This is a genomic window from Bradyrhizobium sp. STM 3561 (assembly GCF_045571455.1).
GTDB lineage: Bacteria > Pseudomonadota > Alphaproteobacteria > Rhizobiales > Xanthobacteraceae > Bradyrhizobium > Bradyrhizobium vignae.
In genome coordinates, this window is record NZ_CP120695.1 from 3,077,392 (window position 1) to 3,091,215 (window position 13,824).

Below are 13,824 nucleotides of genomic sequence, written 5' to 3' on the forward strand. Positions count from 1 at the left end.
CGTCGTTTCCGACAGCGGAGACGAACAGACCAGGTTTAGTTGCCGATGTCGCCCTGCCACAGGCGCTCATTGGCTGGGATGGAACGCCAATTCTTCATCATGGTGATGGAGCGGTCGTCGGCAAGATCGATCCAGGGGATGCCGAACTTGTCGAGGATGTCCTTGGAGCCGGGGAAGGTGACGGATTCGCCGATCACCACCAGCCTGACCTTGAACAGCGCCAGCGCGCCGGCGCACATCGAGCATGGCGACAGCGTGGTGTACATGACGGTATCGTGGAATTTGATCGCACCGGCCTCGCGCAGGCAGCTCATCTCGCCGTGCAGGATCACGTTGTTCTCCTGAACACGGTTGTTGTGGCCGCGGGCGATGATCTTGTTGTCGCGCGTCAGCACCGCGCCGATCGGCAGGCCGCCTTGCGCGATCGAGGCCTCCGCTTCGCGGATCGCCTCCAGCATGAAATCGTAATGATAGGATTCGATCGCCACGGTCAGTGCCCCTTGCCGCGCGGCGTCGTGGTGCCGGTGTCGGTGGGACGCTCGATCTCCGCCTGGAACATGTCGAGGATCCGATTCAGCGCGTCCTCCTCGGTGTATTCACTCTCGCGCGCATAGGCGCGCGCGGCGTGGCGGGCAAGATCGACCAGCAGGAGGCCCCACATGTCGGGCTCCTCGAAGGCGCGTTGGAACGCCATCGACAGCCCGCCGTCCAGCACGAACACGCGCAGGATCTCGACCGCGTCTTCGCGGGTCATGACGTCCGGCGGCAGTGGCTGCTCCCTGGGGCCCGCCATGGTCTACCTATAGCAGACGGCTTTGGCGGCCTCGACGACTTCCGCCGCCGAGGGCAGCGCGAGCTTCTCCAGGTTCGCGGCATAGGGCATCGGCACGTCCTTGCCGGCGACGCGCGCGACCGGCGCATCCAGATAATCGAAGGCGTTCTCCATGATGCGCGCGGCGATCTCGGCGCCGACGCCGCTTTGCGCCCAGCCTTCTTCCACGGTGACGGCGCGGCCGGTCTTCTTCACCGAGTTGATGATGGTCTCGGTGTCCATCGGACGGAGCGTGCGCAGGTCGATCACCTCGGCCTCGATGCCGTCCTTGGCAAGCTCGTCGGCGGCCTTCAGCGCATAGGTCATGCCGTTCGACCAGGAAATGATGGTGACGTGGCTGCCCGAACGCACGATGCGCGCCTTGCCGATCGGGATCACGTAATCGTCGAGCTTGGGCACTTCGCCGGTGTGACCGTAGAGCACCTCGTTCTCGAGGAAGATCACCGGGTTGGGATCGCGGATCGCAGCCTTGAGCAGACCCTTGGCATCGGCGGCCGAATATGGCGCGATCACCTTCAGGCCCGGAATATGCGAGTACCAGGCCGAGTAGTCCTGACTGTGCTGCGCGGCGACGCGCGCGGCGGCACCGTTGGGCCCGCGGAACACGATCGAGCAGCCCATCTGGCCGCCGGACATGTACAGCGTCTTGGCCGCGGAGTTGATGATCTGGTCGATCGCCTGCATGGCGAAGTTGAAGGTCATGAACTCGACGATCGGCTTGAGGCCCGTCATCGCGGCACCGACGCCGACACCGGCAAAACCGTGCTCGGTGATCGGCGTGTCGATCACGCGCCTGGCGCCGAACTCCTGGAGCAATCCCTGGGTGACTTTATAGGCGCCCTGATATTCGGCGACCTCTTCGCCCATCACGAACACATCGGGATCGCGGCGCATCTCCTCGGCCATGGCGTCGCGCAGCGCTTCGCGGATCGTCTGCGTCACCATCTCGGTGCCGGCAGGCACTTCCGGATCGGGCTCGGCGACGGCCTGCGGTGCAGACGGCGCAGCCTTGGGCTGCGGCACTTCGGCCTTGGCCGCCGCAGGCGGCGCCGACTCGGCAGCCTTCTCCTGCTTGGCGGGGGCCGGCGCCTTGGCAAGATCAGCTGCGCTCTCACCGTCGGCGAGGATGGTCGCGATCGGCGTGTTCACCGCGACGTCGGCGGTGCCCTCGGGGATCAGGATCTTGCCGAGCGTGCCCTCATCGGTCGCCTCGACCTCCATCGTCGCCTTGTCGGTCTCGATCTCGGCGATGACGTCGCCGGACTTGATCGTCTCGCCCTCTTTCTTCAGCCATTTGGCGAGGTTGCCCTTCTCCATCGTGGGCGACAACGCGGGCATCAGCACTTGAATTGGCATATCTTCTCCAAAAGAAAGCTTGCGCGCGTTCAGCGGTAAACGTCGGTCCAGAGCTCGGCGGCGTCCGGCTCGGGATCATGCTGGGCGAAATCGGCAGAGGCGTTGACGATGTCGCGCACCTCGGCGTCGATCGCCTTCAGGTCCTGCTCGCTGACCTTGGCCGCCAACAGGCGGTTGCGCACCTGCTCGATCGGATCCTGGTCGTGGCGGACCTTCTCGACCTCCTCGCGCGTGCGATATTTTGCAGGATCGGACATCGAGTGGCCGCGATAACGGTAGGTCTGCATCTCCAGGATGTAGGGCCCCTTGCCGGCGCGGCACCAGGCCGCCGCCTCCTCGCCCGCGGCCTTGACGGCGCGGACGTCCATGCCGTCGACCTGCTTGCCGGGGATGTTGAAGGAGACGCCGCGCTTGGAGAAATCCTGCTGCGCCGAGGCGCGCGAGACCGAGGTGCCCATGGCGTAGCGGTTGTTCTCGATGACGTAGATCACCGGCAGCTTCCAGAGCTCCGCCATATTGAAGCTCTCATAGACCTGGCCCTGGTTGGCCGCGCCGTCGCCGAAATAGGTGACGCTGACATTGCCGTTGCCGCGATAGTGATTGGCGAAGGCGAGACCGGTGCCGAGCGAGACCTGGGCGCCGACGATGCCATGGCCGCCGTAAAAGTGCTTCTCCTTGCTGAACATGTGCATGGAGCCGCCCTTGCCCTTGGAATAGCCGCCGCGGCGGCCCGTGAGCTCGGCCATGACGCCGTTGGCGTCCATGCCGGTGGCGAGCATGTGGCCGTGATCGCGATAGCCGGTGATGACCTGATCGCCCTCTTTCAGGGCCATCTGCATGCCGACCACCACGGCTTCCTGGCCGATATAGAGGTGGCAGAAGCCGCCGATCGCGCCCATACCGTAGAGCTGGCCGGCCTTTTCCTCAAACCGCCGGATCAGGAGCATGTCGCGGAGCGCCTTGAGCTCCTGCTCCCTGGTGAATTCCGGTGGCGAACCGCCGTCGGACTTGTCCTGTGAAGTGCTTGCGGCGGCTTTCTTGGGTGCGGCCATAGGAATTCCGGGTCAGAGAAAACTTTCGCCCTCTCTAACCCAAGTCAAACGCCCTTGGAAAGCACCGCGGCGGCATCGCACGACTTTCATTATGCCGCACTGCAACGTGATCGAAATAATGGAAAATCTTTGGCGCTGATCGGGCAACAAATCTATGCGCGCCAGGGTGCGCGTGCGGATTCGCCTCGATAGCGTCATGGCCGGGCTCGTCCCGGCCATCCACGCCTTGTCCCGCGGCACGAAGGACGTGGACGCCCGGGACAAGCCCGGGCACGACGGCCTCATGCGTGCGGCATTCCCGATCAGAAGAAGCCGAGCTTCTTCGGGCTGTAGCTGACCAGGAGGTTCTTGGTCTGCTGGTAGTGGTCGAGCATCATCTTGTGGGTCTCGCGCCCGACGCCCGACTGCTTGTAGCCGCCGAAGGCCGCATGCGCGGGATAGGCATGGTAGCAGTTGGTCCACACGCGACCCGCCTGGATCTCCCGGCCGAAGCGGTAGCAGCGATTGGCATCGCGGCTCCAGACGCCGGCTCCTAAGCCGTAGAGCGTGTCATTGGCGATCGCGAGTGCCTCCTCATCGGTCTTGAAGGTCGTGACCGAAACCACGGGACCAAAGATCTCCTCCTGGAAGATGCGCATCTTGTTGTGGCCCTCGAACACGGTCGGCTGAACGTAGAAGCCGCCGGCGAGATCGCCGCCGAGCTGGGTGCGTCCGCCACCGGCGAGCACCTTGGCGCCCTCCTGCTTGCCGATGTCGATATAGGAGAGGATCTTGGATAGCTGCTCGCTAGACGCCTGGGCGCCGATCATGGTGGTGGCATCGCGCGGATCGCCCTGCTTGATCGCGGCGACGCGCTTCAGCGCCCGCTCCATGAAGCGGTCATAGATGTCGGCGTGGACCAGCGCCCGGCTGGGACAGGTGCAGACCTCGCCCTGGTTCAGCGCGAACATGACGAAGCCTTCGATCGCCTTGTCGAAGAAGTCGTCGTCTTCCGCCGTGACGTCCTTGAAGAAGATGTTCGGCGATTTGCCGCCGAGCTCCAGCGTGACCGGAATGAGGTTCTGGCTGGCGTATTGCATGATCAGCCGGCCCGTCGTGGTCTCGCCGGTGAACGCGATCTTGGCGATGCGCGGGCTGGACGCCAGCGGCTTGCCGGCCTCGAGGCCAAAACCGTTGACGATGTTGAGCACGCCAGGCGGCAGCAGGTCGGCGATGATCTCGGCCCAGACCATGATCGAGGCCGGGGTCTGCTCGGCGGGCTTGAGCACGACGCAATTGCCGGCAGCGAGCGCCGGCGCGAGCTTCCAGCAGGCCATCAGCAGCGGGAAGTTCCAGGGAATGATCTGGCCGACCACGCCGAGCGGCTCGTGGAAATGATAGGCGATGGTGTCGTGGTCGATCTCGCCGATCGAGCCTTCCTGGGCGCGCACGACGCCCGCGAAATAGCGGAAATGATCGATCGCGAGCGGCAGGTCGGCGGCGCGGGTCTCGCGGATCGGCTTGCCGTTGTCCCAGGTCTCGGCGATGGCGAGACGCTCGAGATTGTCCTCCATCCGGTCGGCGATCTTGTTCAGGATCGCGGCGCGCTCGGCGACGCTGGTGCGGCCCCAGGCGGCCTTGGCGGCATGCGCCGCATCGAGCGCCGCCTCGACGTCCTGCGCGTCGGAGCGCGCGATCTTGCAAACGACCTGGCCGGTCAGCGGCGAGGCGTTGTCGAAATACTTGCCCGAGATCGGCGCGACGAATTTACCGCCGATGAAATTGTCGTAGCGTTCGGCAAAGGGAACTTTGGTGACGCCGAGGAATTCCACCTTGTTCATTGATCACTCCCGATGTTTGCTGTTTGCGCTTGTCGTCGCGTGACCCGCGACTTGCGCCGACGATGATGCGGGAGGCGTTTTCTGTCAGCCCGGGCGGACGCGATCGCGGAGCGGACCTGTCGCAGTTCTGCGACAGTGATGGGCTAGGCATCACCATCGTGTCCCGGACGCGCTGCGCTGCGTCCGGGACACGAGACCTGCGTTTCGAGCAACCGGCTCAACACCGCAATGGCGGCTGAGAAGCAGCGGCTCAGTGGTTCAGCTCGAACCGCTTCAGCTTCCGGTGCAATGTGGCGCGGCTGACGCCGAGAGCCTTGGCGGCTGCCGAGACATTGCCGCCGGCGCGGAGCAGTGCACGCTGCAACACCGCGCGCTGGCCGCCGGCAAGGTGATCGTGCGCGGTATCGCCGCCGAGCAGGTCGGCGGCAGGCATCGGCTGCAAGGCCCGGCCGGGGGCAATTCCGAGCGCCACCCGGGCGGAGCGGGTCGCGCCGATCACGAGATCGTCCGCATCGACCGCAACGAGACCGCCGCAACTTCCGTCCGCAGCTTGCGTCAGCACGATGCGGGCATGGGCAAAGGCCTTTCGAAACAGATCGGCCTCGATACGCTTGGCCGCCTCGCCTGCCGCGAGCGCGATCAGGCTGGCGAAGGCGTCGGTGCGGTCGGCGCGGCAGGAGGACACGTCGAGCACGCCTGCGAGTGCCGCCTCATGGTCGTAGATCGGAACGGCGGTGCAGCTCAGAAGCGTATTGCGGGCAAAGAAATGCTGGTCGCGATCGATCGTCAGCGGACGCTGCTCGACGAGGCAGGTGCCGATGCCATTGGTGCCCTCGTGCTCCTCGCTCCAGAGCGCACGGGTCCACAGCCCCCAAGATTGAAACGTCGCGTCGTCCGCCACCGTGCCGCGGCGATCGACCGGCACGCCATCGCGGTCGGCGAGCAGCACGCAGCAGCCCGCGGCGCCGACCGCCTGATAAAGCCGGTCCATCGCGCCTTGCGCGGCGGCCAGAAGCGGCGCGATGCGCTCGCGCGCCTGGCGCAGCTCGGCTTCGGTCAGCCGCATCGGCGCGGTGCGGCCGCCCGGATCAAGATGATGCAATCTGGAGGAACGGCACCACGAGGCCACGAGCGCGGACCGAGCCGCCTGGCCAGACGCGATGGCGGCCTCGACGCGGGCCGCGTGATGCCGGGGCATTGACCCATTCATCACTGTTTCCTCCGGATGGCAGTCTAGAACGTGCCGGTGCTGCCCGGTTGATCCGCGTCAACTTCGGCAGACGCCACAAAAGCCATGTGCCAGCGACCGTGCTGCCGTCAAGGCGTCCGCCCGGTTCCGGGCTTACGACCTTCGCAGGAGCAAAGAGCACGGGATCGGTTCAGCGGCTTTTCGGTGGCGGTTTCGAAAGCCGCGGATACGCTAAAGCATGATCCGGAAAAGTGCGAAGCGGTTTTCCGGAAAGATCATGCGTAAACAACAAGCTAAAGCGCGATGACGATTCATCCAAATCTCGTCGCGCTTTAGTTCGCCGGGATCATCCGAACGAGATCGCGCGGATTGACATAGTCGAGCTGGAAGCGTGCCCGCTCGTCCAGCATGTCCGGGTCGATCTTCTCGGACCGCAGCAGCGACACCCGCTGCTCGCTCCTGGCGCGCTCACGCTTGAGCTGGGCCAGCTCGCTGGTCAGTGCGATGATCTCCTGATCGAGCTCCTGGCGGGCGTTGAGGCCGTATTTGCCGGTATAGGCGTTGACGCCGAAATAGCCGACGATCGCCGCCGCCATCGCATAGAGGGCAAGACCGGTCAGGATCGATTTCAGGCGGGCGCGGGAGACCATCCCGGGAAGATGGGACAGGTTGGTTAAGGGAGTGCTAATTGCCCCAAGAACGTGGACGGCCGGGACAAGCCCGGCCGTGACGGAGAGAGTGAGTGCTCAGCCCTGATTCTTCGCCACATGCGCGGCGAAAGCATCGATGTACTGCTGCAGCACGGTCTTGAGGGAATCCTTGGTCAGGTTGCCGTCCGCATCGAAGGCGTCGCCGACGCCGTTGAGATAGATTTCCGGCTGCTGGAGAACCGGACCGGAGATGCCCGGCAGGATGTTCTGCAGATGCTTGGCCGCGCTGACGCCGCCGAGTGGCCCCGGCGAGTTGGAGATGATGCCGACCGGCTTGCCGAGCAAGGAGCTCTTGCCATAGGGCCGCGAGGCGACGTCGATGGCGTTCTTGAGAGCGCCCGGGATCGAGCGGTTGTACTCGGGTGTGACGAACAGGACGCCGTTCGACTTCTGGAGCTTCTCGCGGAATGCGAGCCAGTCCGCGGGCGGCGCGCCCTCGAGGTCCTGGTTGAAGAACGAGATGCCCGCCGGCGTGATCACCTCGAGCTTGAGCGAGCCAGGCGCGAGCTTGGCGAGCGCATTGGCGATCTTGAGCGAGAAACCGTCCTTGCGCAGGCTGCCGGCGATCGTGACGATGTTGTAGGCCATTGAGTGTCCTTGAGAGCTTGAGCGGGAATGCCGCGAAAGCACTTAAATCATCAGGGCCAATAGATGCAAGTGCATGAACTGGCTTGATTTGGAAACGCTGTGTTTCTGGAAATTGGTCCCCATTCCGGCGGAAGCGATCCGAAGCAATCGGGCCGCCAAGCGGCGGCCCGACCTTTCGCACCAGGGTTCAACCGCGGTCAGATCGTCGGATTCCACGCCGACGGGATCAGGCGATATTTGGCGCCGTCCTTCTCGACATGGCCGACCGATGGGAAGGTGAAGTGGAAGCCGATCACGGTGGCCTTCTCCGCCGCCGCCATGTCGTAGAACTTGTGGCGCGTCGCCTGCGCCAGCGCGGGATCGGTGTCGAACATCACGTGCCAGTCCGGATTGCGCAGGAAGAATTCCGGGATGTTGGTGACGTCGGACTGAATCAGCACCTTGGCATCGCCAGATGCGACCGCGAAGGAGGTGTGGCCGGGCGTGTGACCCGGCGTCGCGATCGAGGTGATGCCGGGCGCGACCTCCTTGCCCCACTCGTACTTGGTGACCTTGGATTCAAGGCCGGCAAAGGTCTTCTTCACGTTGGCGAAGTAGTTCTTCATCATCGGATTGGACTCGGCCTTGGCGGCGTTGTCCTCGCTGGTCCAGAACTCCCAGTCCTTGCCCGGCACCATGATCTCCGCATTCGGGAAGGCCAGCCCGCCGTCGGCCAAACGGATGCCGTTGGTGTGGTCAGGGTGCAGATGCGACAGCAGCACGATATCGACGTTCTTGGGGTCGACACCGGCGGCCTGCAGGTTTTGCAGCGTGCGGCCGACCGCACCCTTGCTCGGCTCGAGATTGGCGACGCCGTTGCCGGTATCGATCAGCACCAACTTGGAGCCGGTGTTGACGAGCTGCGGGTTGAACGGCACCGTGACCATGCCCTTCGGCATGTAGGCCGCCTCGCCGGCTGCTGCGGCTTCTTCCTTCGGCACGTTGACGACGAACTTGTCCGGCATCGGGAAGGTGCGCGCGCCATCGTTGATCGAAGTGCATTCGAAGCTGCCAACCTTGTAGCGGTAGAAGCCCGGGGCCTGCGTGCCGGCTTGCGGCACTGCGGCATTGGCAACGGTTGGGCGAAGCCCGGTCACGGCAGCCGCACCCATGGCGGCGGCGCCTGCGAGCAGGTGACGACGATTGAGATCGGTCATGGAAATGTCCCTTCTGAGCGCCTAGCGGTTTTCCGCTTCAAATGGCGGCGGAATAATCTCCCGCTTCGCTCAGAAGGCAAGACTTTCCTTCGGTGACGTGCCGTCGCACGTCACCATTATTTGTTTGGGTTGATGAGGAATTTTTCGCCGGTGGCGCGTTTGGCGTACACCGCGACGTTGGCGAGATCGAGCGCCTCGGCAAGCGAAACCACCTTGGTGTAGTGGCTGGCGAACGTGGTCTTCAGCTCGGACGCCACGCGCTGGCGCAGGCGGCCCACCTCGGCCGGACCGATCTTCTGAAGAAACGGCGTGAGCAGCCAGCCGCCCACGCCCCAGCTCAGCCCGAACGAGCGGCTCAGCTCCGTCGGGCGCGTGTCGAGGCTGCCATAGATGTAGACCTGCTTGTACACGTTGGAGCCGTATCGGCTGTATTCCTTCGCAGTCTTGTTGGCTGCAATTTCCATCGCGGTCAGGATCTGGCCCGCCAGCTTGCCGCCGCCGATGGCATCGAAGGCGATGGTGGCGCCGGTCTCGACAAGTGCATTGGTGAGATCGTCCATGAAACCAGGCGCGCTGGAATCCACGACATATTTGGCGCCGATCTTATGCAGGATGTCGGCCTGCTCCTTGCTCCTGACGATGTTGACGAGGCCGATGCCGTCCTTGATGCAGATCTTGTTGAGCATCTGGCCGAGATTGGAGGCGGCGGCCGTGTGCACGAGCGCCTTGTGGTTCTCCCGCCGCATCGTCTCGGTCATGCCGAGCGCAGTCAGCGGATTGACGAACCAGGACGCACCGTCCACGGCCGTGGTGCCCGCCGGCAGCTCCATGACATCGCGGACCTTGAGCACGCGATATTGCGTGTACATCGCACCGCCGATCATCGACACCGTCTTGCCCATCAGCGCTTTCGCGGCATCGGACGATCCGGTCTGGATCACCGTACCGGCGCCCTCGTTGCCGACCGGCAATGACTGATCGAACCTGGCCGCCATCATCCGCATCCCCGCCTCCGGCATCTTGGCGGTGATGACCGGCATCTCCTTCGTGCCGGAGGCCTGGGCGGCCGACATGTCGGCCGGCCCGATCAGAAGTCCGAGATCTGAGGGGTTGATCGGGGAGGCTTCGACGCGAACCACGACCTCATCGTCGGCCGGCTCCGGCGTCGGGACATTCACGAGAGACAATTCCAGCTCGCCACTCTTTTTGAGCAGCGAACGCAACTGCAGTCCGGTCTTGCCGTCGCTCATGTCGATCCTCTCCCTGTCCGTGTTGAAGCGCCGGCTTATGCCAGCGCCTTCAGTGCCGCCTTGCCGCCGTAGAGCGCCTGCTTGCCGAGCTGCTGCTCGATGCGCAGGAGCTGGTTGTATTTGGCGGTGCGGTCAGCGCGCGCAAGGGAGCCGGTCTTGATCTGACCGCAATTGGTGGCGACTGCGAGGTCGGCGATGGTGGAATCCTCGGTCTCGCCGGAGCGGTGCGACATCACCGAGGTGTAGCCGGCCTTGTGCGCCATTTCGACGGCGGCCAGCGTCTCGGTCAGCGTGCCGATCTGGTTGACCTTGATCAGGATCGAGTTGGCGCGCCCGGCCCTGATGCCTTCGGCGAGGCGCTTGACGTTGGTGACGAACAGGTCGTCGCCGACCAGCTGGCACTTCTTGCCGATGAGGTCGGTAAGCTCCTTCCAGCCGTCCATATCGTCTTCCGACATGCCGTCCTCGATGGTCACGATCGGATAGCGCGCGACCAAGTCTGCAAGATACTTCGCCTGCTCCGAGATCGAACGGGTCTTGCCCTCGCCTTCATAGGCATACTTGCCGTCCTTGAAGAACTCGGTCGAGGCGCAGTCGAGGCCGAGCACGATGTCGGAGCCCGCCTTGAAGCCGGCCTTGCCGATCGCGTTCATGACGAAGTCGAGCGCGGCGTCGGCCGACGGCAGGTTCGGGGCAAAGCCGCCCTCGTCGCCGACATTGGTGTTGTGGCCGGCCTTCTTCAATTCGGACTTCAGCGTGTGGAACACCTCCGCGCCGTAACGCAGGCCTTCGGCGAAAGAGGATGCGCCGACCGGAAGGATCATGAACTCCTGGAAGTCGATCGGATTGTCGGCATGCACGCCGCCATTGATGATGTTCATCATCGGCACCGGCAGGAGGCGCGCCGAGGTGCCGCCGACATAACGGTAGAGCGGCATGTCGAGCGAGTTCGCGGCCGCCTTGGCGCAGGCGAGCGAGACGCCGAGGATGGCGTTGGCGCCCAGCCGGCTCTTGTTCGGCGTGCCGTCGAGGTCGATCATGATCTGGTCGATCTGGGCCTGCTGCTCGACATCGAGGCCACTCAGGGCCTCGAAGATCTCCCCGTTGACGGCGCCGACCGCCTTGGTCACGCCCTTGCCGAGATAGCGGGCCTTGTCGCCGTCGCGCAGTTCCACCGCCTCGTGCGCGCCGGTGGTGGATTGCCCGGCTCAGAATTCGCGGCAATTGTCTCGACGGTGATGGTCATCCGCCAGTCCGTTCTGCGGTTAAGTCGCGGTTACCGCGGTCTTGCGAGGCTCTGCTTCGTAATCATCGACCGCCGGTGACCTCTGTTTGGCCGCGGTTTGTGACGGCTCCAGCCTATCGTTTTGTCTGATTCGCGTCGTATCGTCGAAGCGATCAGGAGTGCGCACCGGATCATGTCACCCGAAGTTCGCGGCAGTCACCGCCCTGGTTGGTTTTACAGGCCCGTTCCGGGCCGTCTGTCTGTTTAAAAACTCAGTGCGATCGCCCAACCCAACATTTGGTTTGTTCCCGGCCGGGTATCGGCGAAACCAGTCACGCGAGATGGCCAGTTTCGGGCGGTCAGCCCTCAGCGGACGCCGCGCATGTCGCCATCGAAGCTGGCGATACCTGGTTCTGGCGGCCAATGCTGATCGCGGTCAGCCAGCCGATCAAGGTGCGTATCTTTCGCCTCCCACGGAAGATTCGCGTCACCAATCTTCAGCGTCATTCGGCGGGATAGCCCTGGTTACCAGTTGATTGAGCTCTACCGGCGGCTTATGAAATCGAGGATGGCATTCAAAGCGCCAAAGGGATCGTTCTGGCGCCACTGGCGGCCGCCAAGGCGGTATCGTTTTGCCTCGTGCTGCAGCCGGCGCTCGCCTCTTCAGAGATCGATCTGCCCGGGCTGGCTGGCGCAGCGTCGTCCGTCTGCAGCGCCGATCAGGCGACTCCACGGCGTCAGTCGGATCAGGAGCTTGGATCGATTGGCAGTGGAACCGGCGGGCTCGCCGCCATTGCGATCCGCCAGCCAGCTCGTGCAGAGGCAGCAAGCTGGCGTGACGCTGCTAACACTCGCTGCGGCGCTAAAGAACGAGTTGCCTGGCGGGTTTCGCAACTGCAAAGCCGGCGCTGGTCCACTTTCCCCGAAAGTTGGCGATCTTGCCGGCGACATTCGCTGTCATTACGCCAATGGTTTGATCCGGCGGCACCTGAACTACCAGATTCGGCGCGTTGCGCATCATTGCTGATCAGGTTGATTACGCCAGTTGGCGCTGCTGATGCGTCCTCCGCTCATAAAGATGGCAGTGTGGCGTCTCAATCAGTGCGGTCAGGTGTTACCACAAGGGCCCAATCCATTGTATTTGTCCGCAAAGAATTTGATTTCGATGCCGGATATTTGCGGTTCTCATCTGCCGGTGACCGACAGTTCGCGCATCAGTGATCGACTTCTGCGCCGGAAGGCGCAGCGCCTCAGATGAAATCATCTCAGCTCTATCGCGGCTTTGCCGTCTGCGGCGCCTTTACACGGAACACCACGCTGATGATCGGCGGCACCATCGCCTCGGGGTCAAAGCAGAACAGCTGCGCGCTCAGCGTCTTCGATATCCGTGGCGGCATCAAATCGGCATCCAGCAAGATAATACGCGAACATGTCGATTTCCGGCGGCGTCTTTTCTATCTTGGGCGAGAATCGCACCGTCGGGTGGATCGATCGTCATCGCCGCCCGGCTTTACCAGCTACGCGATCTCCAGAAGGCGCTTCGCGCACCGTGCTTCAGCCTCACCGTCACGGTGCCTGGCTGGCCTGCTCGCTGGGCCGGGCCCAGAGCGTTGGACCGGATCGCCCGTGCTGCCGCATCCAGGGGCGGGCATCCATGCACCGGCGCGTCTGGCGGTTGCGGCGCCTTTGCTTCAGCAGCCGACCTGGGCGAAATTGGCACCACCGCCGATCACTGCATCGCGAGCGAGTTCATCTTCACCGGCGTGTCGCGGTGGAAACCACGGCGGTGTTTGACCGGCCGCAAGAAAGGCCGATGGCGATCGCGTTACGGCGCGAAACATCAATGGGCTCGCTGGCGAAATTCGGGCAGCCAGCGCGATGAAGCCTCCTCGGTGGTTAACACGCTTTACAACGTGATGCTGGCGGCAACCGACCCAGGCGTTCGCGATCGCCTGGCGATCATCTTGCTCTGCCGGTGCTGCAGCGGCGCGGCGGCGCCATCGGCGTTGAGATGCGGGCGCTGTTCCGACCAGCGGTGACGTTACCGGCGATCAGGCAGTCTGGCCGACTCTGAACGCCAGACAGGGCGATGAAACAGAACAAGCCTGGCGGCGTGTCCGGTGAACTGCCAATGTGATTATGACGTTGGATTCGTGAAAGTCGGTGCGATGGCAAAACGCCCCGAATAAGCGTCTGGCGGTTCATCGTTGGCGCCGTGATGACCACCGCTGTGCGATCGAAGCGCGACCTTCTGCCCAACACCAACTGCGGCGCTGGCACCAGCGAAATCGTGGTCGATGAGCCAAGGCGCCCAGCGTTCGATCACCTTCTGCGTGCCGCTGGCCTGATCGCGGCTGGCGTTTCGGCCCAGCCGGCGGTCGCTGCCGCTGCCTGGTGGAAGTGACCGCCACCGGAAAGCTGCCTCCAGGCCAGTGCCACGAGGGTGCGGGTGGCGGTATGCTCAGGCTGACCCGAGGCGCCAAGTCGTAGCCAGAGCAAGCCAGCAAAGGCGCTGAAATCATCAGCCGCGTCTTGCACCGGGCGCGGTCGGCGGCGGCGCGATGATCGACAGATCGTGGAAGAGGTGGCGAAAGCCGACCTGCAGC

At 63.9% G+C, this 13,824-nt stretch carries 15 protein-coding genes and 1 pseudogene; 3 read left to right on the forward strand and 13 right to left on the reverse strand.

Annotated elements, in window-relative coordinates; translation table 11 throughout:
- Window positions 1-35 precede the first annotated feature (35 nt).
- From P6U28_RS14425 to P6U28_RS14480, 12 genes and pseudogenes are all read right to left on the reverse strand, one after another.
- Window positions 36-488, reverse strand: coding sequence for a nucleoside deaminase (locus tag P6U28_RS14425; RefSeq protein WP_122403106.1), 453 nt, complete (start codon window positions 486-488; stop codon window positions 36-38).
- Between the two features lie 2 nt (window positions 489-490).
- Window positions 491-793, reverse strand: coding sequence for a DUF5076 domain-containing protein (locus P6U28_RS14430; RefSeq protein WP_122403105.1), 303 nt, complete (start codon window positions 791-793; stop codon window positions 491-493).
- Between the two features lie 3 nt (window positions 794-796).
- Window positions 797-2,188 (reverse strand): pyruvate dehydrogenase complex E1 component subunit beta, encoded by a 1,392-nt coding sequence (locus P6U28_RS14435; protein ID WP_122403104.1) that lies wholly within the window; start codon window positions 2,186-2,188, stop codon window positions 797-799.
- 29 nt (window positions 2,189-2,217) lie between these two features.
- Window positions 2,218-3,240: a pyruvate dehydrogenase (acetyl-transferring) E1 component subunit alpha gene (pdhA, locus tag P6U28_RS14440; RefSeq protein WP_122403103.1), complete on the reverse strand. Its 1,023-nt coding sequence runs from the start codon at window positions 3,238-3,240 to the stop codon at window positions 2,218-2,220.
- A gap of 302 nt (window positions 3,241-3,542) precedes the next feature.
- Window positions 3,543-5,060: an aldehyde dehydrogenase gene (adh, locus tag P6U28_RS14445; protein WP_122403101.1), complete on the reverse strand. Its 1,518-nt coding sequence runs from the start codon at window positions 5,058-5,060 to the stop codon at window positions 3,543-3,545.
- A gap of 250 nt (window positions 5,061-5,310) precedes the next feature.
- Window positions 5,311-6,270 (reverse strand): GAF domain-containing protein, encoded by a 960-nt coding sequence (locus tag P6U28_RS14450; RefSeq protein WP_407122518.1) that lies wholly within the window; start codon window positions 6,268-6,270, stop codon window positions 5,311-5,313.
- A gap of 311 nt (window positions 6,271-6,581) precedes the next feature.
- Window positions 6,582-6,899: a septum formation initiator family protein gene (locus tag P6U28_RS14455; RefSeq protein ID WP_122403099.1), complete on the reverse strand. Its 318-nt coding sequence runs from the start codon at window positions 6,897-6,899 to the stop codon at window positions 6,582-6,584.
- Window positions 6,900-6,995: 96 nt separating this feature from the next.
- Window positions 6,996-7,547: an NADPH-dependent FMN reductase gene (locus tag P6U28_RS14460; protein ID WP_122403098.1), complete on the reverse strand. Its 552-nt coding sequence runs from the start codon at window positions 7,545-7,547 to the stop codon at window positions 6,996-6,998.
- Between the two features lie 197 nt (window positions 7,548-7,744).
- The gene (locus tag P6U28_RS14465) at window positions 7,745-8,743 is read right to left on the reverse strand and encodes an MBL fold metallo-hydrolase (protein WP_122403097.1); all 999 of its coding nucleotides are present in this window, start codon (window positions 8,741-8,743) and stop codon (window positions 7,745-7,747) included.
- A gap of 116 nt (window positions 8,744-8,859) precedes the next feature.
- The gene (locus P6U28_RS14470) at window positions 8,860-9,993 is read right to left on the reverse strand and encodes a zinc-binding dehydrogenase (protein ID WP_407122520.1); all 1,134 of its coding nucleotides are present in this window, start codon (window positions 9,991-9,993) and stop codon (window positions 8,860-8,862) included.
- 35 nt (window positions 9,994-10,028) lie between these two features.
- A pseudogene (gene eno, locus P6U28_RS14475) lies at window positions 10,029-11,192 on the reverse strand (phosphopyruvate hydratase); the annotation flags it as partial.
- A gap of 392 nt (window positions 11,193-11,584) precedes the next feature.
- Entirely contained in the window at window positions 11,585-11,725 is a 141-nt protein-coding gene (locus P6U28_RS14480) for a hypothetical protein (protein ID WP_407122522.1), read from the reverse strand.
- A gap of 256 nt (window positions 11,726-11,981) precedes the next feature.
- Here P6U28_RS14480 and P6U28_RS14485 point away from each other — a divergent pair, with 256 nt between their 5' ends.
- A complete protein-coding gene (locus P6U28_RS14485; RefSeq protein WP_407122524.1) occupies window positions 11,982-12,245 on the forward strand; it encodes a hypothetical protein in 264 nt (87 codons plus the stop codon).
- Window positions 12,246-12,489: 244 nt separating this feature from the next.
- Here P6U28_RS14485 and P6U28_RS14490 read toward each other — a convergent pair whose 3' ends face one another.
- Entirely contained in the window at window positions 12,490-12,615 is a 126-nt protein-coding gene (locus tag P6U28_RS14490) for a hypothetical protein (RefSeq protein WP_407122525.1), read from the reverse strand.
- 213 nt (window positions 12,616-12,828) lie between these two features.
- On the opposite strand from P6U28_RS14490, the gene P6U28_RS14495 reads away from it, so the two are divergent.
- Both P6U28_RS14495 and P6U28_RS14500 read left to right on the forward strand, forming a co-directional pair.
- On the forward strand, window positions 12,829-13,257 hold the full coding sequence (locus tag P6U28_RS14495; protein WP_407122527.1) for a hypothetical protein: 429 nt from the start codon (window positions 12,829-12,831) through the stop codon (window positions 13,255-13,257).
- Window positions 13,258-13,436: 179 nt separating this feature from the next.
- A complete protein-coding gene (locus P6U28_RS14500; protein WP_407122528.1) occupies window positions 13,437-13,622 on the forward strand; it encodes a hypothetical protein in 186 nt (61 codons plus the stop codon).
- The last annotated feature ends 202 nt before the right edge of the window (window positions 13,623-13,824 follow it).